Origin of the sequence: Stenotrophomonas maltophilia (assembly GCF_002799245.1) — a bacterium.
In the GTDB taxonomy this organism is placed as follows: Bacteria; Pseudomonadota; Gammaproteobacteria; order Xanthomonadales; family Xanthomonadaceae; genus Stenotrophomonas; species Stenotrophomonas maltophilia_S.
Genome location: NZ_NEQV01000004.1, coordinates 326,517 through 348,874, shown reverse-complemented (window position 1 = coordinate 348,874; position 22,358 = coordinate 326,517). Strand labels below are relative to the sequence as shown.

At 66.2% G+C, this 22,358-nt stretch carries 24 protein-coding genes, 2 pseudogenes and 1 riboswitch; of the genes and pseudogenes, 15 read left to right on the top strand and 11 right to left on the bottom strand.

What is annotated here, in order from left to right; translation table 11 throughout:
• Positions 1-74: 74 nt before the first annotated feature.
• The 4 genes and pseudogenes from B9Y64_RS13940 to B9Y64_RS22480 form a co-directional block, all read left to right on the top strand.
• Positions 75-1,199: a phosphotransferase enzyme family protein gene (locus tag B9Y64_RS13940; RefSeq protein ID WP_100441211.1), complete on the top strand. Its 1,125-nt coding sequence runs from the start codon at positions 75-77 to the stop codon at positions 1,197-1,199.
• 148 nt (positions 1,200-1,347) lie between these two features.
• A riboswitch (TPP riboswitch) is annotated at positions 1,348-1,443 on the top strand.
• 70 nt (positions 1,444-1,513) lie between these two features.
• Positions 1,514-3,703: a TonB-dependent receptor gene (locus tag B9Y64_RS13935; protein ID WP_100441210.1), complete on the top strand. Its 2,190-nt coding sequence runs from the start codon at positions 1,514-1,516 to the stop codon at positions 3,701-3,703.
• Between the two features lie 8 nt (positions 3,704-3,711).
• Entirely contained in the window at positions 3,712-4,281 is a 570-nt protein-coding gene (gene pnuC, locus B9Y64_RS13930) for a nicotinamide riboside transporter PnuC (RefSeq protein WP_100441365.1), read from the top strand.
• A 123-nt stretch (positions 4,282-4,404) separates the two neighbouring features.
• A pseudogene (locus tag B9Y64_RS22480) lies at positions 4,405-4,488 on the top strand (nicotinamide riboside transporter PnuC); the annotation flags it as partial.
• A 522-nt stretch (positions 4,489-5,010) separates the two neighbouring features.
• Here B9Y64_RS22480 and B9Y64_RS13910 read toward each other — a convergent pair.
• From B9Y64_RS13910 to B9Y64_RS13885, 6 genes are all read right to left on the bottom strand, one after another.
• Positions 5,011-5,430: a hypothetical protein gene (locus B9Y64_RS13910; RefSeq protein WP_100441209.1), complete on the bottom strand. Its 420-nt coding sequence runs from the start codon at positions 5,428-5,430 to the stop codon at positions 5,011-5,013.
• A 119-nt stretch (positions 5,431-5,549) separates the two neighbouring features.
• A complete protein-coding gene (locus tag B9Y64_RS13905) occupies positions 5,550-5,894 on the bottom strand; it encodes a hypothetical protein (RefSeq protein WP_157804518.1) in 345 nt (114 codons plus the stop codon).
• A 30-nt stretch (positions 5,895-5,924) separates the two neighbouring features.
• Positions 5,925-6,899 carry a Dyp-type peroxidase gene (locus B9Y64_RS13900; RefSeq protein ID WP_100441207.1) on the bottom strand — a complete coding sequence of 325 codons (975 nt, stop codon included), beginning with the start codon at positions 6,897-6,899 and terminating at the stop codon, positions 5,925-5,927.
• 122 nt (positions 6,900-7,021) lie between these two features.
• Positions 7,022-7,387 (bottom strand): VOC family protein, encoded by a 366-nt coding sequence (locus B9Y64_RS13895; protein WP_100441206.1) that lies wholly within the window; start codon positions 7,385-7,387, stop codon positions 7,022-7,024.
• 72 nt (positions 7,388-7,459) lie between these two features.
• Complete coding sequence (locus B9Y64_RS13890; RefSeq protein WP_100441205.1) at positions 7,460-8,224, bottom strand: helix-turn-helix transcriptional regulator; 765 nt, start codon at positions 8,222-8,224, stop codon at positions 7,460-7,462.
• A 123-nt stretch (positions 8,225-8,347) separates the two neighbouring features.
• On the bottom strand, positions 8,348-8,923 hold the full coding sequence (locus tag B9Y64_RS13885; protein WP_005411880.1) for an Ax21 family protein: 576 nt from the start codon (positions 8,921-8,923) through the stop codon (positions 8,348-8,350).
• A 282-nt stretch (positions 8,924-9,205) separates the two neighbouring features.
• On the opposite strand from B9Y64_RS13885, the gene B9Y64_RS13880 reads away from it, so the two are divergent.
• Entirely contained in the window at positions 9,206-9,532 is a 327-nt protein-coding gene (locus B9Y64_RS13880; protein ID WP_238379902.1) for a hypothetical protein, read from the top strand.
• Between the two features lie 11 nt (positions 9,533-9,543).
• On the opposite strand, the gene B9Y64_RS13875 is transcribed toward B9Y64_RS13880, so the two are convergent.
• On the bottom strand, positions 9,544-9,825 hold the full coding sequence (locus B9Y64_RS13875; RefSeq protein ID WP_100441203.1) for a hypothetical protein: 282 nt from the start codon (positions 9,823-9,825) through the stop codon (positions 9,544-9,546).
• Between the two features lie 153 nt (positions 9,826-9,978).
• Between B9Y64_RS13875 and B9Y64_RS13870 the strand changes: the two genes are divergently transcribed.
• The 4 genes from B9Y64_RS13870 (at position 9,979) to B9Y64_RS22285 (ending at position 11,078) form a co-directional block, all read left to right on the top strand.
• Complete coding sequence (locus B9Y64_RS13870) at positions 9,979-10,191, top strand: hypothetical protein (RefSeq protein ID WP_100441202.1); 213 nt, start codon at positions 9,979-9,981, stop codon at positions 10,189-10,191.
• A gap of 53 nt (positions 10,192-10,244) precedes the next feature.
• On the top strand, positions 10,245-10,511 hold the full coding sequence (locus B9Y64_RS13865) for a hypothetical protein (RefSeq protein WP_100441201.1): 267 nt from the start codon (positions 10,245-10,247) through the stop codon (positions 10,509-10,511).
• A gap of 64 nt (positions 10,512-10,575) precedes the next feature.
• Positions 10,576-10,791, top strand: a complete 216-nt coding sequence (locus B9Y64_RS13860; protein WP_100441200.1) for a hypothetical protein — start codon at positions 10,576-10,578, stop codon at positions 10,789-10,791.
• Entirely contained in the window at positions 10,779-11,078 is a 300-nt protein-coding gene (locus tag B9Y64_RS22285) for a hypothetical protein (protein WP_100441199.1), read from the top strand. Before B9Y64_RS13860 ends, B9Y64_RS22285 begins: the two co-directional genes overlap by 13 nt.
• Positions 11,079-11,167: 89 nt before the next feature.
• Here the strand turns inward: B9Y64_RS22285 and B9Y64_RS13850 are convergent, their stop codons facing one another.
• The gene (locus tag B9Y64_RS13850; RefSeq protein ID WP_100441198.1) at positions 11,168-11,452 is read right to left on the bottom strand and encodes a hypothetical protein; all 285 of its coding nucleotides are present in this window, start codon (positions 11,450-11,452) and stop codon (positions 11,168-11,170) included.
• A gap of 339 nt (positions 11,453-11,791) precedes the next feature.
• Here B9Y64_RS13850 and B9Y64_RS13845 point away from each other — a divergent pair, with 339 nt between their 5' ends.
• Both B9Y64_RS13845 and B9Y64_RS13840 read left to right on the top strand, forming a co-directional pair.
• Positions 11,792-12,064 (top strand): hypothetical protein, encoded by a 273-nt coding sequence (locus tag B9Y64_RS13845; RefSeq protein WP_010487149.1) that lies wholly within the window; start codon positions 11,792-11,794, stop codon positions 12,062-12,064.
• Between the two features lie 157 nt (positions 12,065-12,221).
• The gene (locus tag B9Y64_RS13840; protein WP_100441197.1) at positions 12,222-12,908 is read left to right on the top strand and encodes a L,D-transpeptidase; all 687 of its coding nucleotides are present in this window, start codon (positions 12,222-12,224) and stop codon (positions 12,906-12,908) included.
• A gap of 23 nt (positions 12,909-12,931) precedes the next feature.
• Here B9Y64_RS13840 and arsH read toward each other — a convergent pair whose 3' ends face one another.
• Positions 12,932-13,660: an arsenical resistance protein ArsH gene (gene arsH / locus B9Y64_RS13835; protein WP_100441196.1), complete on the bottom strand. Its 729-nt coding sequence runs from the start codon at positions 13,658-13,660 to the stop codon at positions 12,932-12,934.
• A 17-nt stretch (positions 13,661-13,677) separates the two neighbouring features.
• Between arsH and B9Y64_RS13830 the strand changes: the two genes are divergently transcribed.
• From B9Y64_RS13830 to B9Y64_RS22280, 4 genes and pseudogenes are all read left to right on the top strand, one after another.
• Positions 13,678-14,007: an ArsR/SmtB family transcription factor gene (locus tag B9Y64_RS13830; protein WP_100441195.1), complete on the top strand. Its 330-nt coding sequence runs from the start codon at positions 13,678-13,680 to the stop codon at positions 14,005-14,007.
• A 37-nt stretch (positions 14,008-14,044) separates the two neighbouring features.
• On the top strand, positions 14,045-14,548 hold the full coding sequence (locus B9Y64_RS13825) for an arsenate reductase ArsC (RefSeq protein ID WP_100441194.1): 504 nt from the start codon (positions 14,045-14,047) through the stop codon (positions 14,546-14,548).
• 13 nt (positions 14,549-14,561) lie between these two features.
• Entirely contained in the window at positions 14,562-15,593 is a 1,032-nt protein-coding gene (gene arsB / locus B9Y64_RS13820) for an ACR3 family arsenite efflux transporter (protein ID WP_100441193.1), read from the top strand.
• A gap of 62 nt (positions 15,594-15,655) precedes the next feature.
• A pseudogene (locus B9Y64_RS22280) lies at positions 15,656-15,853 on the top strand (hypothetical protein); the annotation flags it as partial.
• Positions 15,854-15,920: 67 nt separating this feature from the next.
• Here the strand turns inward: B9Y64_RS22280 and B9Y64_RS13810 are convergent.
• The gene (locus tag B9Y64_RS13810) at positions 15,921-16,595 is read right to left on the bottom strand and encodes an Ivy family c-type lysozyme inhibitor (RefSeq protein ID WP_100441192.1); all 675 of its coding nucleotides are present in this window, start codon (positions 16,593-16,595) and stop codon (positions 15,921-15,923) included.
• Between the two features lie 133 nt (positions 16,596-16,728).
• A complete protein-coding gene (locus tag B9Y64_RS13805) occupies positions 16,729-22,215 on the bottom strand; it encodes a putative Ig domain-containing protein (protein ID WP_238379901.1) in 5,487 nt (1,828 codons plus the stop codon).
• Positions 22,216-22,358 lie beyond the last annotated feature (143 nt).

Sequence of the window (22,358 nt, the reverse complement as noted above, 5' to 3'; positions counted from 1 at the left end):
CCCGTTTGCGTTGGCCGCGCTCATGGCGTTGAATGCGCAGCCTTGGATATGACTTTCCCCTCTCGGGCTGCGGCATGACGTCTTCCTCCCACCGGGTGCAGGGCCTCAACAACGACGAGGTCGCTGCCGACTGGCCAGCGATCAGCGCGGCGGACATCGCCTGGCTGCGCCAGCGCTACCCGCAGCTGCACAGCGCCAGCCAACCGCGCTGGCACAGCCCGCGGCCGCTGTCGGCCGCCGCCATCGTCGACGGCACGCGCGGCGCGGTGTTCATCAAGCGCCACCACCACAGTGTGCGCAGCGCGGCGTGCCTGGAGGAAGAACACCACTTCATTGCCCATCTCGCCGCCGCCGGCGTGCCGGTGGTGCAGGTGCTGGCAGCCGCCGATGGCCGTAGCGCCGTCGAGCACGGCGAATGGACGTTTGAACTGCACGACATCGGCGTGGGCGACGACCTGTACCGCGACGCGGTGTCGTGGTCGCTGCTGACCGATGCCGCGCAGGCCCGCAACGCCGGGCGCGCACTCGCGCAGCTGCACCGTGCCGCAGCCAGCTACCACGCGCCCCAGCGCAGCACCCATCTGCTGGTCGCGCGCGATGATCTGATCCGCGCCGACGATCCGATCGCAGCCATCAAGGCGGAACTGCACGAACGCCCCGGCCTGGCCCGCTATCTCGCGCGCATTCCATGGGAAGCGCAGCTGCAGCGCGACGTGCTGCCGTGGCACGCCGGGCTGGCCCAGCGGCTGCGCGCCGAGCCCCGGCTGTGGGCGCACAACGACTGGCATGTCTCCAACCTGCTGTGGCGCGACGGGCAGGTCAGCACCGTGCTGGATTTCGGCCTGGCCTCGCCCACCAGCGCCCTGTTCGACCTCGCCACCGCGATCGAGCGCAATGCCGTGGCCTGGCTGGAACTGGAGCGCGGCATGGAGGCGGTGCGCATCGATATCGCGCTGGCACTGCTCGACGGCTACCGCGAGGTGCTGCCACTGTCGCCGGCGCGCGTGCACCTGCTGGCCGACCTGCTGCCGATGGTGCATTTCGACTTCGCACTGTCCGAAGTGGAGTACTTCGAAGGTGTCACCGGTTCGACCGCAAATGCGGATGTGGCCTGGCAGCCGTTCATGCTGGGGCATCCGGCGTGGTTCCGCAGCGCGCCGGGGCAGGCCCTGCTGCAGGCATTGCACGCCGCGGCGTGAGCCCTGGCCCCCGGGACCGCGCACCTCCCCGGTAGATCGACGCCATGCGTCGATGAGATGGCCGGTTGGGGGTCAGAGCCCTTTCCTGGGGAAAGGGATCCGACCCCGGGTGGCGCTCGCAAATCCGTACCATTTGTAGTGAAATGGTCACCTGAAGCGGGGGTGCCTGGATCTGCCAGGCTGAGAGAGTCCCTTGGAACCTGATCCGGTTTGCACCGGCGTAGGGAGCTTTGAGCCGCAGCCACACCCCCGTCATGGGCCGGTGCACCTGCGCGCCGTCGCTTCGTCTCCCTTGTTGTCCGAAGACGAACCGAATGAACCGCTGCCTGCGCCCTACCCTGCTCTCCCTCGCACTCTGCGCCGCGTTGCCGCTGCATGCCAGCGCGGCCGACGTTGCCACCGATGCGGCCGCTACCGGCGCCGAACGCTCGCCGACCGAACTGGCGGCAGTGCGCGTGGAGGCCGGCAAACCGAAGGCCGATACCTCGCGCGTGAACGCCTTCGGTGGTGGAAGCTGGAAGGACACGCCGGCGTCGGTGAACGTGCTCGAGCGCGATTACCTCGACCGCCGCCAGGTGCGTTCGCTGTCCGAGCTGGCCAGCAACGATGCGTCGCTGGGCGATGCCTATGCGCCGGTGGGCTACTACCAGAACATCGCCATCCGCGGCTTCGCACTGGACGCCGCCACCGGCTACCGCTTCAACGGGCTGTCCATCGCCGGCGAACAACGCCTGGCACTGGAGAACGTGCAGTCGGTGGAGATCCTCAAGGGTGAAGCCGGCCTGGCGGCAGGCGTGATGGCACCGGGCGGGATCATCAACTACATCGGCAAGCGGCCGGCCGAAGTACGCACCGCCACGCTCGGCACCGATTCGGAAGGCTCGCGCTACGTCGCTGTCGATGTCGGCCACTGGATCACCCCGCGCTTCGGCCTGCGCCTGAATGCCGCATGGGATTCCAGCAACTCCTATGTCGAGCACGCCGACGGTCGCCGCAATTTCTACTCGCTGGCCGCCGATTGGCTGATCGGCGAGCGCGGCAAGCTGGAAGTGGATGCCAACTACCAGACCAGCTCGCAGCGTTCGGTGTCCGGCTACCAGCTGCTGGGCGCACGCGAACTGCCGCGCGGCGTCGACCGCGAGCACCTGCTGGGTTACCAGCCGTGGCAGCGCCCGGTGGATATCGCCAGCACCAATATCACCGCCCTGCATACCTACGATTTCAATGACGCCTGGCAGTCGCGCGTCTCGGTCGGCCACAGCCGCTCGGTGATCGATGACAACGTCGCCTTCGCCTACGGCTGCTACTACGCCGTGCAATGCGCCGATGGCAGCGTGCCGGGCAACTACTTCGCGCCCAACGGCGACTACGATGTCTACGACTATCGCAGCCCGGACGATACCCGCCGCAACCAGCAGGCCCGTGCCGAGCTGCGCGGCCGCTTCGAGACCGGCAGCGTCGGCCACCAGCTGACCGTCGGTGCCGACTACTTCCGCCGCACCGTGGACAAGCGCCCGAGCGTCAACGAGTACGTCGGCACCACCAACATCCACGACGCGCAGGTGCCGGTGTTCGAGCCGTCGCCGAAGATGCCGGGGCCGTCCGCACGGCGCCTGGACAGCCGCCAGACCGCATTCTTCGCGCTGGACCGGATGAACTTCGGTGATGACTGGCAGTGGCTGGCCGGCGGCCGCTTCGTGCGCCTGGACGAGCGTGCCTACGACAAGCGAGGCATCCCGCAGCGACACAGCCGCCTGTCGCGCTTCCTGCCGCAGACCGCGCTGGTGTGGAAGGCCACCGATCAGCTCAACGCCTATGCCAGCTATGTGCGCGGCATTTCGCTGGGCCAGGAAGCGCCGTTCTGGACCAGCAATGCCGACACCTTCCTGCCGTCGGTGCAGTCGCGGCAATTGGAAGTGGGCGTGAAGTACGTGCCGGTCGAGGCGCTGACGCTGGGTGCAGCGGTGTTCCGCATTTCGCAGCCGTACCAGTACGCCAGGCCCGACAGCAGCGACGTCGGCTACACCTTCGTCGAGGAAGGCACACAGACCCACACCGGCCTGGAGCTGACCGCCAACGGCCAGCTGACCGATGCGCTGCAGATCGTGGCCAGCGCCAGCGTGCTGCAGGCGCGCGCGCGCGATACCGGCACACCGGCCTATGAAGGCCATCAGCTGGTGAACGTGCCGAAGGTGCGCGCCAGCGTGCACCTGGCCTACGCGTTGCCGTTCGTGCAGGGCCTGCATGTCACTGGCGGCTGGCGCTATGCCGGTGCCAACGTGGCACGCGCCGACGGTGGCGTGCGCGCACCGGACTACTCGGTGTTCGATGCCGGCCTGCGGTTCCAGCATCGCCTGCACGAGCGTGCGGTGACCTGGAACCTGTCGGTAGACAACGTGTTCAACCGCTTCTACTGGCGCGATACCGGCAGCAGCGGCGGTGACTACTACCTGTTCCCCGGCGCACCGCGACAGGCCCGCCTGTCGGTGACGTTCGCGCTGTGAACGGCGTGATGCTCGAGTGGACCGCCGCGCTGTGCAGCATCCTCGGCGTCTGGCTGATGGCCCGGCGCCGGTTGGCAGCGTGGCCGGTAGGCCTGCTGTCGGTGGCGCTGTATGGCCTGGTGTTCGCCGAGGCCAAGCTGTACTCGGACACCCTGCTGCAGGTCGCCTTTGGTGGCTTCCTGGTCTACGGCTGGCTCAACTGGCGGCAGCACGCCGCCGATGAGGGCAACATCCGCATCGTGCCACTGGCGCGCGGCAAGCTGCTGCGCGACCTGGCCATCGGCCTGTGCGGTGGCGCGGCGCTGGGTGCGGCCATGCATACCTTCACCGATGCGGCACTGCCATGGCTGGACGCCATGCTGACCGCGCTGAGCCTGGTCGGCCAATGGTGGCAGGCACGCCGCCACGTCGCCTGCTGGTGGGTGTGGATCGTGGTGGACGTGGTTTACGTGGGCGCGTACCTGTTCAAGTCGCTGCACGTGACTGCCGCGCTGTACGTGTTCTTCCTCGGCCTGGCCGTGTTCGGCCTGCGCGCGTGGAGCGCAGCCGCGCGCGAACCTCAGGTGGCAACGCAGTAGAGCCACGCCATGCGTGGCTGGGGTTTACCGGTAGCCGCCAACCCTGGTTGGCACGCCCCGGCCGACCAAGGTCGGCTTCTACCAGGTCCATCCGCGCATGGCGTGGATCTACTTCGGTTCCAGCACACTGCCGCGCTGTACGTGTTCTTCCTCGGCCTGCGCGCGTGGAGCGCAGCCGCGCGCGAACCTCAGGTGGCAACGCAGTAGAGCCACGCCATGCGTGGCTGGGGTTTACCGGTAGCCGCCAACCCTGGTTGGCACGCCCCGGCCGACCAAGGTCGGCTTCCACCAGGTCCATCCACGCATGGCGTGGATCTACTTCGGTTCCAGCACACTGCCGCGCTGTACGTGTTCTTCCTCGGCCTGCGCGCGTGGAGCGCAGCCGCGCGCGAACCTCAGGTGGCAACGCAGTAGAGCCACGCCATGCGTGGCTGGGGTTTACCGGTAGTCGCCAACCCTGGTTGGCGCGCCCCTGCCGACCAAGGTCGGCTTCCACCAGGTCCATCCACGCATGGCGTGGATCTACTTCGGTTCCAGCACACTGCCGCGCTGTACGTGTTCTTCCTCGGCCTGCGCGCGTGGAGCGCAGCCGCGCGCGAACCGCAGGTGGCAGCGCAGTAGAGCCACGCCATGCGTGGCTGGGGTTTACCGGTAGCCGCCAACCCTGGTTGGCACGCCCCGGCCGACCAAGGTCGGCTTCTACCAGGTCCATCCACGCATGGCGTGGATCTACTTCGGTTCCAGCACCAGGCCCAATCGCATCGGCTGGCGCATGTCGGCCGGCGGTGCCGCCTGCAACGGCGCGGCCTGCAGCGTCGCGCGCAGGTCGGCGTCGACCTGGGCGTCACCCAGGCTGTCGAACTCCAGTTTCGAAATGCGGCCATCCGCCGCGATCCATACGCTCACCGGCAAAGGCGTCGGCGTGTCCGGGTGTGCCTGCAGCCATGCCAGTACACGCTGCGCCTGCGGGTCCTGCTCCTGCTGCAGGCGCTGCTGCAGCTGGCCGCCCACGGCGGCGGCGTAGGCCATCCAGTGCGCAGGGGCTTCCTGTGCGGATACCGCGGTACTCCCCAGTGCCAACGCACCGATCACTGCGGCCAGAGGCCGCCACCAGCGGCGTACGCCGGTCCTGTTCCCTGCCATCGCCATCGCCTGCCTCCTGCGCTCCCATCCAGCGCGCCATGGTCGACGCCTTGGATGACAGGCAGATGGCGGGCCGTGATGGCGCGGCGCGTCGAGCTCGCCCGACTGAGAGGGATTGCCTTCGATCAGTCCAGGCAGGCCTTCAGATCATCGCGCGTCCAGCCGGTGAGGCCTGCGCCCTTCCAGTAGCGTGCAGACGTACCAGCCGGGGTAGAGGCAAGCTCGACAATGGCAATCACCCCATAGTTCACGGGGTTGTCGATGACAATGCGCTGCCCGGATTCGGTGGGCAGCACGCGCACAACCTTGTTGCGCTGGGTCCACGTCTGGGAAAGGCACACGGTGACCTGCTGCACCGATTTCGAAGAATCAAATGACTCAGGTGTCTGTTCAAGCAAGCCAGGTGCTGTCGAGCATCCAGCGATGCCCATGAACAATGCCGCCAGGAAGGGACCTCTCAAGACAGTCATACGTCCTCCAGATGCATATGCATGCGTTGATCACTCGCCCAGGTCGGCCAGCACCTTGCGCGAGGGCGCGAAGAAGGTCACGCCGGTGGTGGCGGTGGAGAAATCGAGGATGCGGTCGTGCAGCGGCGCAGGATTGCCGATGAACATGCGCTCGAGCATCTTCTCGATCACCCACAGGCGGCGGGTGTAACCGATGAAGTAGGTGCCGTACTCGCCACGGCCCGGATTGGCGAACGGCATGTTGTCGCGCAGGATCTCGTGCTCGCCGTCGGCGTCTTCGATGGTGCACAGCGTCTTGTGCGATTTCTGCGCATCGGCCGGCGCATCATCCAGCTCGATGTTGTCGTGCTTGGTGCGGCCGATGATCGCTTCCTGCGCCTCGGTCTTCTGCGCGCGCCAGGCATCGAGGTTGTGCAGGTACTTCTGCACCACCACGTAGCTGCCACCGGCATGCTCCGGGTCTTCCTCGCCCACGATGGTGGCTTCCGGCAGCGACAGCCCTTCCGGGTTGGCGGTGCCATCAACGAAGTCGAGCAGGTCGCGGCCATCGAAATAGCGGAAACCGGCCACGTCATCGATCGCCTCCACCGCATCGCCGAAGGCCATCAGCAGATTGCGCTCGAACGCCACGATCAGGTCCATGGTGCGTGCGCGGATGTGGTACAGCAGGTCACCGGGCGTGGACACGGCCGTGTGGGTCGCGCCCTTGATCTCGCGGAACGGTGCCAGCTCGCGCGGCGGCGTGGTACCCACCAGCGGCTGCCACACGCGATGGCCGATGGCCACGTTGCAGGTGAAGGTGCGCTCGATTTCGCGGATGGCGGTGTTCTTGATCAGATCATCGGTGCTGCCCAGCACCTCGCGTGCCCTGGCGATCGACGCCGCGTCATCCTTCACCTTCAGCACCAGGAACGCCGCCGAATGGGTGAGCGGCGCGGTGATCTGCTGCGGCTCGTTGTCGAGCGTGTGGTTGAGGGCGGTGATCGGTGCGGGCTGGGAGTTCACGGCGGTTCCTGCTGGCTTGAGGCGGGTGCATCGCCGGTGGCGATGTGCCGGCGATCATAGCCGAACCGCCTGGCCGGGGACGGAGCGGTTCTCGTTCCGTCCCGCGGCAATGCTGCGAGGACTCACTCCACATCGCACCAGACCGCCAGTTCATAGCCATCCAGATCGCGGAAGTGGAAACGCCGGCCACCAGGGAACGCGAACACCGCCTGCACCACCTCACCGCCCGCGGCAATCACGCGATGCTGTGCATCGGCAAGGTCCGTGCAGTAGAGGATCACCAGCGGGCCACCTTGGGCACGTACCGGCGCATTGGACACGAAGCCGCCCTTCAACCGGCCGTCGTCGAACTCGGTATAGGCCGCGCCGTAGTCGGTGAAATGCCAGCCGAACACCTCGCCATAGAAACGTTTGCTGCGGGCGATGTCGGCGACGTTGAATTCGATGTTGTCGATGCGGCGTTCGGCGCCGGGATTTGCTTGGCTCATGGCACAGCTCCGTGGATGGAGCCTGCAGCTTCGGTCAGCGCCGCCCAGAGGTCTTGAACGAAACGGCCACCATCACCCCCATTCCAGGCGCAGCTCACGCGCGGTCATGCCGGCCAGCTCGCGGGCCTCGCGGCTGAGATGGGCCTGGTCGGCATAGCCGGCACCGGCAGCCAGCATCGCCAGGGAATGCTGCGGCAAGTCACGGCTCTGGCGCAGGAAGCGTTGCAGGCGCAGGATCCGCTCCAGCGTCTTGGCTCCATAGCCGAACTGCGACTGGCTGAAGCGGCGCAGGCTGCGCGGGCTCAGGCCCAGGCGTGCCGCAAGCTCATCCAACGAGGCATGACCCTTGGCAAGCGCCTGGAACAGGGCATGCGCCCGCTGTGACCGGGTGTCGAGGGCCGCGCCTGCGAAGTGCGGCTGCAGGCATTGCGCCATCCGCTGCAGGCGGTGTGCAGGTGCGGTGTCGCCGATGGACGCCGCAGCCCGCTGTGCCCATGCGCCCTTCAGATCAGCCAGCGGCACGGCCTGGCCGATGATCCCGGCCAACGGCAGGCCCAGCGCGGCCAACGCCTGCCCAGGCCGGAAACGCGCGCCCAGCACCTGCGCGCGCGGTGCCAGCGCCGGATGCGCCGCTACCCGGTCGGGGCCGACCACGAACAGCGCGCCGTCGCGCCAGAGGATATCCACGCAGCCATCGGGCAATACGGTGATGTGCCCAGCTGCATCGTCAGGGAGCTGGCTCTGCCACAGCTGGCCGAAGTGGCCACGCAGTGGGTCCGGTGCCAGATGCTCCTGGTAGGCCGTGCCGGTACCTGCGAGAGAGGAAGAGTCGCCCATGCCGCATTGTGGCGCCACGCCGCCCCAAAAAGTGAAGCCCGGCGCGAGGCCGGGCTTCGGTTGGCGTGTGGGAGAGAGAGAGAGTCACACGCCAGCACAACACGCACTAACGACAGGCGTTTGTTACCAGGTGAAGCGCGGGCCCACGAACCACTCGCGGTCACCGGCCTTGGCCAGCTTCACTTCGCCGCTCAGGCCCCAGTTCTGGTTGAACTTGGCGGTGGCGCCGACGCGGCCGTAGAACTCGCCGTCCGGGTTGATACCGTGCTTCTTGGTGTAGTCCTCGTAGCCGGCCATCACGTAGCCTTCCACGTACGGGTTGAACGCGGTGCGCACGCCGACTTCGGTCGAGTAGCCGTTGAAGTCCAGGCCGTGCTTCATGTCGAACTTCTGGTACGCGACGCGGGCCACCAGGTCGGTGTTCGGTGCGATGCCGTAGTTGTAGCCGGCACCGATGCGCCACTGGTCGACGTCATTCTTGAACTTGTCGGTCTCCTGCGCGCTGTAGTCGCCGAAGATGTGGAAGTTCGGGTGCACCGCCACGGAACCCTTCACCTTCCAGCCATCGGCGTCGCCGCCCTTGGCATCGGTGTTCACGTAGCCGCCTTCAACGTAGTTGTACGACAGGCCATCGGTTGCCGATGCAGCGAACGGCAGAGCAGCCAGAAGACCCAGGGCAAGCAGCGAATTCTTGTTCATCGGGACACACCTTTAATTATTTTGGTTTCGTCGGCCGCCTCCCGGGAGGGGGAGAGAGAAGAGGCGGTCGACAGGTGTGAATTATCCGTTAGGGGGTCTAATCAACCCTGAATATTGAACTGACTGGTGTATAAATAAGGCTGGCGTTCAGGGAACTCTGCGAAGAGAGGCGGTCGGCGCGAAGCCCGATTGCAGCTTCATCCTGAAGCATTCACTGGAAAGCGCTATGCCGCTCCCAGCATCACGCCGATACTCGGGCATCAGCCACCTGGAGGCAGACCCTTGCGCATTTCCATGCTTCCGAAAATTGTCGGGTTCGACGTTCCACCCCTTCGCGAGCGCGTCGACGCGTCTGCGGATGAAGCGATCACCGCGCTGCTCGATCTCGCTCCGGGTCCGCGCTGGGCTGAGCTTTTCGTCATGAAGTGCGAGTCGCTGGCTTCGCAGCCTTCTCTCGCGGAAGTCCGGGTCGAAGGATCACGGATCTTCTTCTACGGGTCGATCAACGATGCCCGTGCGTTGGCAGATGCGGTGATCTCCCTGGTCAATGTATTGAACGACCAACTGATGAGAGAGGGGAACGACAACGCCAGCCAGCACAGCGACTGATGCTTCAACCTTCAGTGCTGGGCGAGAAGTGCCCAGCAACCCGTCGCGATCACTTCAGCGCCCGGGTTTCCGCGCAGGCTTGAGCGCATCGCCAGCCGCTGCTTGAGTACCTGCAGCCAGGCCAGCTGGCTGCCATGTGGATCCCTGACGTAGATGTCACAGGCCAATCGAGCAACCGGTGCCACCTCATGGCGGAAGTTGATCGCCGGCAGCGATCCTGCCTTGAAGGCGGTCTCCCAATGTGCAAGTTCACGATCGACGTCGACGAAATCCTTGTTCCTGCTGCGGTCCATGTTCGTATTCCTTTGGGAACCCCACCCTATACCCTTTCGATCGTGCACCGCATTCATGGCATCCGTTCATGCTGCTCCTTTCCTGGCACGACCACGTAACAGCGGCAGGGCCACTGTGGATTCGCAGCAGATCCGCTGCACTGGAGCAACGAGATGAACAACACACCGCAGCAGAACCAGAACAATCGCTCCAACACTGCAGCCGACGCCAAGCAGACCCCTCCGCAGGGACAGGTGGATGGAGACGAGCCCGGTGGCAACGTCGACGCGCCGGGCCAGCAACAGCAGCAGGACAACAAGGATCGTGAGCCTCCCAAGCCCGGGCAGGAGCAGAAGGGCGACGCGGCCAGCAATCTGCGCCGCTAAGGTATGACGGGGACGCCGCGTGATGCGCGGCTACCTCCGCTCTGGAATCGATCATGTCATCGCATGCGCGTGCCATCAGCCTGATGAAGAAGATCATGTATCAATGCAGGCCTGAGGCCACCACCACCATGGCGCAATGCCGTGCGTGCCGGGCTCCAAGCCCGGGGGGAATGGAATGTGCACGCTGCCTCACCGAAGAACTCGGAGGCGCCATCGGCAATCGTGGTGCTGCGTTGCGTTGGCTGGATTCATTCCTGAAGGTCCAGCAGGACGAGCAGCAGGTGTTTCGCTGCGCTCACCGCGTGGACGCTTCGGCATAGCCACCGTCGCAATCAAGGCTGACACACCTCGGGCGTATGCTCAGGCCTCAACAGGAGCCTGCCCATGTCTTTGCAGATTCGCATTTACGATCGGACCGGGCTTGGCCTCCGGCTGCCCGAGGGCTGGTGGATTGACCTGGAAGCCAATGTGCCGGCCCTGGTCAACGGAGCCGTCCGCATCGATCTTCCCTGCACGGCAAGCAACGCGCATCCACAGCTTGATCCTGAAATACTTCGGGGACTTCATCGAAGTATTGATGGTGCGCAATGGCTAAGTTAGTACAAAGCCCGCCGGCAGGAGTCCGCTGGCTCTTCTTCCGTCTCAAGCCAGGGCAATCCATCAGCCCGACCAGGCTGAAGGCAGCCTGGTCCGATGCGACCGAGACGGATGACTGCTCGGTGCGTCGCGAGGAGATCGAAGGCGCCGGCTATGTGTACGCTCTCTACGCACCCAACGGACTGTGCATGCCGCGTCGTGCAGAGCTTCGCATGAGAGTTCTGCTGGAGGAGGCAGGGTACTCTTTCACCATGGGAGCCTTGGCCGGTCGCCGGCCCGGTGATACCTGATGCCGGGAGATTGCAGTTGCCTGGTGGGGCCGCACTGCCCGGCCACGCACGATGGTGGCAGCTGAAGTCTTCAGGGCGAGGCATTCCGGCTAGTGCGTGGAAGGATCGAACTGCGCGAGCAGGCGCTCGCGCCGTCGTTGCTCCAGCCAGTGCCCCCATATCTCCAGTTCGTCCAGTATCGCAATGGCGGCGCAGGACGGACAGGTCAATACCGTGGCCATCGCGTTGACCGCAAAGCCGGCGTTGTTGCCCAGCGTCGATCGCGTTGTGCAGGATGCGCAGGTGACATCCAGCAGATCCAGCCGGTCGATCACGCCATTGCGCAGGAAAACAGGTTGGATCGCGTGGATCCTGAAGGCCTTGGGAGGGTGCATATGCCGTGCCGTCCGGGGCTGGACACGGGGGCAAGGGATTTCGCACCAGAGAAGAGCCAAGTGGCTGGAGTCTCCCATTGAAGGGTGAACAGCACATCAAAGCGAGCGCTGCGGCGCTTCCCGCCGTGAGCGCGTCTTGCGTTGATGAATGGGCTGCCTGTCACGCATTTCCGACGCGCCTGCGACGCAGATCAGCTCGCTTGATCCCGCTTGTTAAGGATTGTTGATCAGCGGACTTCACAGCTCATCGACCTCTTCCAACTGCAGCTGAAAGCCCTTGACGGCTTCGGGAACAAACGCCGCTATATTCCAGCTTCCCCAGACGAAGGAGGGAGTGCAATGAACCTGAACCCGCAACACATGAAGACGGCCCGCGCGCTTGCTGTAGCGCTCATCGCCACCGTGAGCCTTGGCGCTTGCGCCTCTTACAAGAACGAGTTTGCAACCATCAACTCGCGTCTCGATCAGCTCGATGTCAAGGTGCAGGGTGCTGCGCAGAGTGCGGAGTCCGCCAACCAGTCCGCGCAGCAGGCCAACCAGCGTCTGGACCAGATCGAAGGCCGTGTGCAGCAGCTTGAAAGGGCACCTGCCGGCCGCAAGCCGCGCGGGTAATCGCTCCCTCACTATTTGAATTGATCCATCTCTGTATCGGGAACCAGTGGCCTTCGCCGGCCACTGGCGTCCTTCCACCCAAGATTGCATTGCAAGGAGCCGTCCCATTCGCACTTCCTCCTCCCCCGCACGCCGCGCCCTCCATGCCGCACTGGTCATGGCACTGGTCGTTGCGTGCAGCGGCGTAGCCAACGCCAGGGACAAGGACGCACCTGCACCACCGGCGGCTGCCATCGATGAACTTCCGCCCGACCAGAGCGTTTCCGAAACCGTGATCGAGCTGGCCGGCTGGGTGGTCGCAAGCAAGGACAACCAGGGCTATCCGTTCGCAATCATGGACAAGGCGGCGGCGCAGGTTCTGATCTTCAGCGGCGACGGCAAGCTGCGTGGCGCCGCACCGGCCTTGTTTGGTTCGGCCATCGGCGACCATTCCGCGCCCGGCGTCGCCAAGCTCGCACTGAGCGCGATTCCGGGCCATGACCGCACCACGCCCGCCGGCCGCTTCATTGGGGGCTATGGCCCCTCGGATGATGCCGGGCGCGTGCTGTGGGTGGACTACGATTCCGCTGTCTCGCTGCACCCGCTGCCGCCGGGCAGCCCGAAGGAAAAGCGCGCCGAACGACTGGCAACGCCGACGCCGGACGACAACCGTGTCACCCATGGCTGCATCAATGTCTCGCCCGCGTTCTATGAGCAGATCGTGCAGTCCACGTTCGAGAAGGGCGGCGTGTTCTACATCCTGCCGGATAAGGATTCGATCGCGAAGACCTTCCCGGAGTTCGCGCAGAGCCGTGGGGATGCCAAGGACGAAGACGAGAAGGGTGCGCGGCGCGCGAGCAAATAGAACACGCGTCGACGTATTGGAACTCAGGAAGATGTGGCCCCCGCTGCCCGCGCCAATGCAGCGGCGTGCGCATCGCCTTTCCGCTCGCTGTAGCGGTCCACCAGATAATCCGACCGGCCTCGCGTCAGCAGCGTGAACTTCACCAGTTCCTCCATCACGTCTACCACCCGGTCGTAGTACGGCGAAGGCTTCATTCGCCCGTCGTCATCGAATTCCTGCCAGGCCTTGGCCACCGACGACTGGTTGGGGATGGTCAGCATGCGCATCCACCGGCCGAGCACGCGCAACGTGTTGACCGTGTTGAACGACTGCGAACCGCCGCTCACCTGCATTACTGCCAGCGTCCTGCCCTGCGTCGGCCGTACGCTGCCATCCTCCAACGGCAACCAGTCGATCTGGTTCTTGAATACGCCGGTAACCGTCCCATGCCGTTCGGGACTGACCCAGACCTGGCCTTCCGACCACTGCGACCAGGCGCGCAGCCGCTGCACTTCGGGGTGGCTCGTGTCCACGCTGTCCAGCATGGGCAGCGCATGCGGATCGAACACGCGGGTCTCGCACCCCAGGTGACGCAGCAGCCGTTCGGCTTCCAGCGCCAGCTTGCGGCTGAACGACTGCGGCCGGAGCGAGCCGTAAAGCAGCAGGATGCGCGGTGGCCCCGGATCGGCGGCGGCGAGCTGGTGGTGATCGGGCTGGGGCAGCGCGGTGCCCACCAGGTTTGGCAGAGGGGTACTTGTGATCGGCTTATTCATTCGACTATTCTAGAAATATGGAAACATCGAATGCAATCACCGCCCTGACCGCCCTGGGCCACGCCACCCGCCTGGCCGCCTTCCGCCTGCTGGTGGAAGCCGGTCCGGCAGGACGCATGGCGGGCGACATCGCCACGGCCCTGCAGGTGCCGCCGGCCACGCTCAGCTTCCACCTGAAGGAGCTGGTGCAGGCCGGGTTGGTGGAGAGCGAGAGCCAGGGCCGCAACGTCTGCTACCGGGCCAACTTTGATGCCATGAACAGCCTGATCGAGTACCTGACGCACAACTGCTGCGCCGGCTCGCCGGCCGGGCACTGCCTGCCCGCTGCGCCCGCCTGCAAGTGCTGAACCCGCACAAGTCCCTTTCCCTCAAGGCCATTGCTCCATGACCCGCACTGTCCTGTTCCTCTGTACCGGCAACAGCGCCCGCAGCGTGCTTGCCGAAGCCACCCTGCGCGCCTGGGGCGGCGATCAGTTCACGGCATTCAGTGCAGGCAGCCAGCCCACCGGCCAGATCAACCCATTCGCGCTAGCCCAGTTGCAGGCCGAAGGAATGCCCATCGATGGATTGCGCAGCAAGTCGTGGGATGAGTTCGTGGATGCGGCGCCGATGGATCTGGTGATCACCGTATGCGATGCAGCCGCTGCCGAGGCCTGCCCCGTGGTGTTCGGTGACTTCATCCGCAGTCACTGGGGCCTGCCCGATCCAGCAGCCATTGCGGGCGTCGATGCCGACAAGGCCACCGCCTTCGCGCAGGCCCATGCCATCGTGAAGCTGCGCCTGCGTGCATTGCTCGCGCTGCCCGAATCCCTGTGGTCCGACCGCCCGGCACTGCAACAGGCGCTGGACCGGATCGGACAGCTGTTGCCGGCCGACGGCACGCCGTGACGGCGTCACGGCCATGAACCTGTTCGAGCGCCACCTGACCCTGTGGGTCGCGTTGTGCATTGCGGCCGGTACCCTGCTGGGCCACTTCCTGCCGGGTGCCTTCGCAGAGCTGGCCTCCGCCGAAGTGGCCAAGGTCAACCTGCCGGTTGCGATGCTGATCTGGTTGATGATCATCCCGATGCTGCTGAAGGTCGACTTCAGTGCGATGCGCCAGTTGCAGCAGCACTGGAAGGGCATCGGGGTAACGCTGTTCATCAACTGGGCCGTAAAGCCGTTCTCGATGGCACTGCTGGGCTGGCTGTTCCTGCGCCATGCGTTCGCGGACTGGTTGCCGCCGGGGCAGATCGACAGCTACATCGCCGGGCTGATCCTGCTGGCGGCTGCACCCTGCACCGCCATGGTGTTCGTCTGGAGCAACCTGTGCCGCGGCGATGCGAACTTCACGCTGAGCCAGGTGGCATTGAACGACGCGATCATGGTGGTCGCATACGCGCCGGTGGTTGCGCTGTTGCTCGGCATGTCCGCGATCACCGTGCCGTGGGATACCCTGCTGCTGTCAGTTGGCCTCTACATCGTGGTGCCGGTGCTGGTGGCCGCGTTGTTGCGGCGCTGGGTTCTGCTGCGCCGTGGTGAAGCAGGCCTGCAGCGTGCACTTCGACGGCTCGGGCCGCTGTCCCTGTCCGCCCTGCTGCTGACGCTGGTGCTGCTGTTCGGCTTCCAGGGCCAGCAGATCGTGAAGCAACCGCTGGTCATCGCGCTGATTGCGGTACCGATCCTGATCCAGGTCTATTTCACCTCGGGCCTGGCCTACCTGCTCAATCGTCGCCTGGGCGTGGCGCATTGCGTGGCCGGCCCCTCGGCGTTGATTGGCGCCAGCAATTTCTTCGAGTTGGCCGTGGCGACAGCCGTGGGGCTGTTCGGCGTGCATTCGGGAGCGGCGCTGGCGACCGTGGTTGGCGTGCTGATCGAGGTTCCGGTGATGCTGTCTGTGGTGCGGATCGTGAACCTCTCTCAAGCCTGGTATGAGAGGCGCGAAGAGCGCTGACAGATCAGAGTGCACGGATGTCGGGCCATGTGCTCTGCCCCATCAGGTCGTCATCGGCGACGCCGGGCCGCTGCATGGCACTGGCCGATGCGGACTTCGCACTGGCAAGCCAGCGCGTGACGCTGGAACTGCTGCTGGCCGCCGAGCGCGTTCGCCAGAACGGCGCGGAGGCCGGGTACGTAGCCGACCGGGTGATGGAAGCGATGATCATGGCGTGCCTGATCAGCATCGCACAGGACAGCGCGCGCATGCGGCCGCAAAGGATGACGCGGAGAACAACACCTGCGGTAACGCCGGGCATGGCCCAGCGTTACCGCGCGCACCCCATCACTCGCAGAGCGCGCTGCCTTCCTTCAATGCGGCATCATCCAGTGGCTTGCGCTGTTCGATCTGCGCTCGCTGTTCCGCCGTCGGCTCGCCCAGCCACCACACCCGGCAGCGCGCGGTAAGGCGGCCGACCATCTTCGCCTGATCGGGCGAGTACAGCATCGCCAATGCGGTGCCGGGGCAGTCGTGGGCCTGGCAGGCGGTGTAGAACCACCACGGCTCGCCCTGCAGCACCAGCAGCTCGCCAGGCCCACTGGGTCCGCTCAACAGGCGTTCGCGCAGCGAGGGAATTTCCTTGTCGGCGGACTCGGCCGCCACCGTGTTCTTCATCAGGGCATTGAACGCGGCCAGCACCTTCGGGTCCTTGCGGCCGCAGTCGTCCACGGTGTTGCCACCGACAAGGGTGAAGAAATGCGTTGCCAGCGGGTTGTCCGCGCAGGTGAGTTCCCCGCCGGCGCTCTGGTCTTCCGGCTCGCCTTCGTTGTCCCACACCGAGGGATCCACGCCGTCTTCGATGGACGGTTCCTTCTCGACCACCGTGGCCGTGGCGGCCGGTGCTTCGGTGGTCGGCGCCGGTGCCGCCGCGGGCGCGGTCTCGACAGCCTTCTCCGGTGCCTGCCCGCAGGCGGCCAGCAGCACGGCCATCACCGCCATCCCTGTGATTCGAATCTTCATTCCCTGTCCTGTTCCATCCATTCGAGATCCACGGCAGGTGCGGTCAGCGCACCTGCCGGGTCTCTGATTGTACGGGTACAGGTTTGCGCTGCAGCGCGCGGTGGCGGCGCAACAGCCGCCACCGCCGGCACCGTTACGGCGGCAGGGTTTTCTGCACGCTGATCTGGATGCCCTGGTTGTCGCGGCTGCTGCTGTCGAACTGGCTCTGGTACTCGGCGCGCAGCGACCAGCCCTTCAGCGTCTGCAGGCCGATACCCGCGCCCAGCAGCGTGTGGTTGCGCGACTGACGGTCGAGCGTGGCGCGGTAGACCGGCCCGGACATCAGGTCGGCGTAGCGCATGAAGGCCTCGCTGGAGCCCTGCATGTCATGGCCGAACTCGGCGCGCAGCTGCGGCGTCCACATGCCGTAATCGCGCTTCACCAGCCACTGCGCCAGCACACCTGCGGTAGCGGTGCTGGTGTTCACTGTCTGCTTCTCGTAATCGAGCACGTACACCGCATCGCCACGCTCGCGATAGCCATCCAGCGTTGCCCGGGCCAGGTCCAGGCGCCCGTACGGGGTCAGCAGCAGGTTGTCCAGGCGATGCTGGAAGCCGGTGGAGAACGAAGCGAACCACTGCGTACCGTCACGGCTCCCGTAGGCGGTATTGCCGTTGTCGGCGATGAAGCGGCGTGCATCGAAGGTCAGCCACTGGTAGCCGAGCAGGCCATCCACATAGAACCCGCCTTCCGGATGGAAGCTGGCATAGCCGGCGATGCTGTAGCCATCCACCGTGCTGCGGCTGCCATTGCGACCGATATCCGATGCGTCATGGCCATAGCCGATGCCCGCGCCCAGGCTCAATGACGGACCCAGCTGACGGTCCGCGCCCAGGCTGACGCCGGAGGTGGTGAAGTCGATACCATTGCTGCCTGCTCCCGGCTTCAGCGTGCCGAAGTTCACTGCACCGCCGGTCCAGAAGGCGAAGCCGTCGGCCGACATGGCCGCCGGCACGGTATCGCCCTGCAGCGCCGGTTCCTCGACGATCGCCAGCGCCTCGCCGCTGGCGCCAATGCCCTTCTTCAGCCACTCGGTCTGCTGCGCACGACGCTGGCTGCTGGCCGAACTGAAGGTGATGCCGTTGCTGAAGCCGGCACCAGCGCCCCCTGCGCGCAGGCTTTCCAGGCGGCGCTGGAAGTTGTTGATCTGGCCAATCGCCATGCGCCGCGCACCTTCCACCTGCGCCTCCAGCACGCCCAGCACTTCAGCATCGCGCGAGGGATCGCTGCGCGGCTTGACCATCACATCGACCGTAGCCGGCGCCGAGGTCGCGTACGCGTTGCTCAGCGTGTAGGTGATGCGTACCGCGCCACCGAAGGTCGCCGCCGAGGTGAAGGCGAGGGTGTAGCCGGCGCCGCTGGCAGTGATGGTGGCGGTACCGGCGTCGGCGGGCGATATCGAGACCAGGTTGGCGGCGGTGAACGGACCACCACGCGCGGTCGAGGTGAGATCCACGTTGACCACGCGCCCGGCGATCGCCGTCGCCGTCAGCGCCGGCGCCACCGGCCGCGGATTGACGGTCACGCTGATCCGCGCCGGTGCCGATGCACCGAACGGGTTGCTGAGCGTGTAGTCGAAATCCACCACGCCGGATGCATCGGGCGCAGCGGTGTAGACGATGCTGGCGCCCTGCACCACCGCCGTACCGGACGACGGCGCACGGCTGATGGTCACCGCGGTGAACGGGCCATTGATTGCCCCGGCCTCGGCCTGCACGGTCACCGACTGCCCAGCCAGCACCGTCGCGTTCTGCGCAGCCGCCACCGGCACCGCCAGCGGCGTGACGCTGACGCTGACCGTAGCCGCCGCCGAAGTACCACCCGGACCGGTGGCGGTGTAGGTGAAGCTGTCGTTGCCGAAGAAGTTGCTGGCCGGCGTGTATGCCACGTTGAGCCCGTTGACCGTGGCCGTGCCGTGCGACGGTGCCTGCGCAATGGCGATGCTGGTGATCGGGCCTGTGTCGTTGGCGGTGACGTCGATGTCGGCGGCTGCATTGGCCGGCGTGGTCGCCGCATCGTTCACCACCACCGGTTGCGGCTGGTTGATGCCCACGGTGAACGGCTGGCTGCCGCTGAAGCCGAACGTGTCGGTGGCGGTGACGGTGAAGCTGTAGCTGCCGGCGGCGGTGGGCGTGCCGCTGAGCGCACCGGCGCTGCTGAGGGCGATGCCCGGCGGCAGCGCACCCGATGTCAGGCTATAGGTGAAGCTGCCGCTGCCACCGCCGGCACTGAGCGTCTGGCTGTAGGCCGCGGCGACCTGACCACCGGGCAGGGTGGTCAGCACGAACACGATGGCCGGCGCGTTCACGGTCACGGTGTAGCCCTGGCTGCCGGTGAAGCCGAAGCCATCGGTGGCGCGCACGGTGAAGCTGAAGCTGCCGGTGGTGGTCGGCGTGCCACTGATCACGCCGGCACTGCTCAGCGCGATGCCCGGTGGCAGCGTACCGGCGGCCAGGCTGAAGGTGTAGCCGCCATTGCCGCCGCTGGCAGTCAGTGCCTGGTTGTAGGGGGTGCTGCCCGCCGCGGCAGGCAGCGTGGCCGGCGTGATGGTGATTGCAGGCGCGTTGACGGTGAAGCTGTAGGACTGGCTGCCAGTGAAGAAGAGACTGTCGGTGGCGGTGATCGTGAAGATGTAGCTGCCTGCGGTGGTGGGTGTACCGGACACGGTGCCGCCGCTGCTCAAGGCGATGCCCGGCGGCAACGCGCCGCTGCTCAGGCTGTAGGTGTAGCTGCCGGAGCCTCCCGTGGCACTGACCGCCTGCGAATAGGCCTGACCGCCGGTCGCCGCCGACAACGACGAGGGCGCCAGCGTGATCGTGGGCGCCGACACGGTCAGCGTGTAGCTCTGGTTGCCGGTGAACGGTGCGCCGGTGCCACTACTGCTGTCGGTCGCCCGCACGGTGAAGTTGAAGCTGCCCACCGCAGTCGGTGTGCCGGACAACACGCCCGCACTGGACAACGACAAACCGGCGGGAAGTGCACCGATCAGCGTGTACGTGTAACCGGGTGTACCGCCACTGGCGGTGAACACGTGGCTGTAGGCTGCGCCCACGGCCGCATTGCTCAACGTGGCTGCCGGCAGTATCACGATCCCCGGGTTGGTGGTGCCCGAATAGGCCCGGCTGCCGGTGAATCCACCGCCATCGGTGGCGGTGATGGTGAAGCTGAAGGCGCCGGCCTGGGTCGGCGTTCCACTCAGCGTCCCGGCGGTGACGTTCAACGAGAGGCCTGCGGGGAGCACACCCGAGCTGACGGCATAGGTGAACGTGGCCGGATGACCTTCCGAAGCCACGAAGGTCTGGCTGTACGCGACGCCTACCGTTGGTGCGGGCAACGTGGCCGGTGACACGGTGATGGTGGGTGCGGCGACCGACAGCGTGTAGCTGCCCGGCACGCTGAAGGGAGCGCCCGGACCACTGGAGCCATCGGTGGCGGTGACGGTGAAGTTGAAGTTGCCGGTGGCAGTCGGCGTACCCGACAAGCTGCCGCTGGAGGCCAGGGTGACGCCGGGCGGCAATGCGCCCGCGGTGAGCGCGTAACTGTACGGTGCGGTGCCATTGGCGGCGGTGAAGCCCAATCCAGTCACGGCTGCGCCTACCGTTGCGTTGAGCACGCTGCCCGATGTCGGCGTCAGTGTCAGCGTGGGTGCGTTCACGGTGAGCGCGTAGGCGCGGCTGCCGGTGTACGGGCCAGCCCCCGTGCTGCTGTCGGTGCTGGTAAGCGTGAAGTTGTAGGTACCGCCTGCAGTGGGCGTACCGCTGATCACACCGCCGGCTGACAGAGTCAGGCCCGGCGGCAGTGACCCGGCAGTGGTCGCGAAACTGTAGCTGCCGGTGCCGCCGGAAGCGGTCACGGTCTGCGAATAGGCCGCGGCCACGGTGGCACTGGGCAGGGTGCTCGGCGCGATCGAGATCGTCGGCGCATTCACGGTCAGCGCCAGCGAAGTGCTGGTCGTACTGAAGGGTCCGGTGCCACCGCTGCTGTCGGTGGCGGTAACCGTGAAGTTGAAGGTACCGCCCGCCGTCGGCGTGCCTGTCAGGCTGCCGTCGCTGGCCAGCGAGATGCCCGCCGGCAGGCTGCCCGAGGCGATCGCATAGCTGTAGGGAGCGGTGCCGCCACCTGCGCTTGCCAGCGAGCCACTGTACGCAGTGCCGACCGTTGCGGCGTTCGGATTGCCCGGGGCGTAGCTGAGGGTCGCGGCGGCAATGGTCAGCGTCAGCGTGCCGCTGGTGGCGCTGAACGGCCCGCTGCCGGTGCTGCTGTCAGTGGCGCGTACGGTGAAGCTGAAGCTGCCATTGGCGGTCGGAGTGCCGGACAGGAGGCCGTTGCTGGCCAGCGTCAGCCCAGGCGGCAGGCTGCCTGTAGCGATCGCGTAGCTGTATGGGGTGGCGCCGCCGCTGGCCCCGATCAATGACTGGCTGTAGGCCAGCCCGACCGTGCCTGCGGCAGGGCTGGACGGCGCGTAGGTGATGGTCGTCGGCGAGACAGTGAGGGTCACGGTCGCCGGGCTGGACGTACCGCCGGTATTGGTGGCGGTATAGGTGAAGCTGTCCGGCCCTGCATAGCCCGGCGTGGGGGTGTAGGTGATCGAGGTTCCCGAGGCGGTTGCCGTGCCATGCGCGGCCTGCGTACCGACCGCAACCGATGCCGGGGCGCCGCCGGTGATGTTCAGGGTGATGGGATTGCTGGTACTGCCGTAGGCAACCGTCGCGCTGAGGGGGTTGGCAACCGGCGGCATCACGTTCTGCACGTTGATCGACAGGTTGGCCGCTGCGAAGAAATGCGTGGGCGTGCTGCTGTCGGTGACGCGCACGCTGAAGTTCTTGTTGCCCAGCACGGTCGGCGTACCACTGATCGTGCCATTGCTGGCCAGCGACAGGCCGGTCGGCAGCAGCGTGCCGCCGTCCATCGTGTAGGTATACGGCCCATTACCGCCGCTGGCGGTCAGGGTGAAGGAATACGGCGTGTTGATGACCGCCGCCGGGGGCGTATTCGTCACGCTGATGGTCGGCGCTGCCACCGTGATCGAGTAGCTGGCGGTACCGGTCAACGGCGTGCCCGCACTGTCGGTGGCGGTGATCGAGAACGCAAACGTACCTTGCGTGGTGGGTGTGCCGGACAGGACGCCCCCCACCAGCGTCAAGCCGCTGGGCAATGCGCCGGCCGAGACCGCGAATGCGTAGGGTGCGGTACCGCCGCTGGCGCTGAAGCTGGTGCTGGCATAAGCCACGCCCACCGTTCCGCCGGGAACGCTCGCCGGGGAAATCAGGATCGGCGAGGTGGCGGGCTGGATATGCACGGTGACGATGACGTTGTGGGAGCCCGTGCCGTCATCGAACGTGAAGGTGTCGGTCGTCGCACCATCGCCATTGTTGCTGTACGTGATCTCCGACGCGCCGTTGTTGGTGGTGGTGGCCACGCCGTGGCTGGCGGCCCCGACCACATTGCCGATGCCGAACCCCGGCGCGCCTTCACAGGAGCTTGCATCGATCACGATCGTTCCGCCGGAGGCCATCGGCGTTCCCGGGCTGGCGTTGCTCGGCGTGAGGCCGGGGCACGCCGCGTATACGACGCCAGGCATTGCCAGCACCAGGCACAGCAGGAGGAACGCTCCCAGACGGCCGGAAACACCACGGCCGAGCCCATGGCGCATCGCGTCGCGATGCATCGACTCCGCATGCCACATGACCTGCCCCCTGGTGCCCATCTTCCCGATGGGCGATG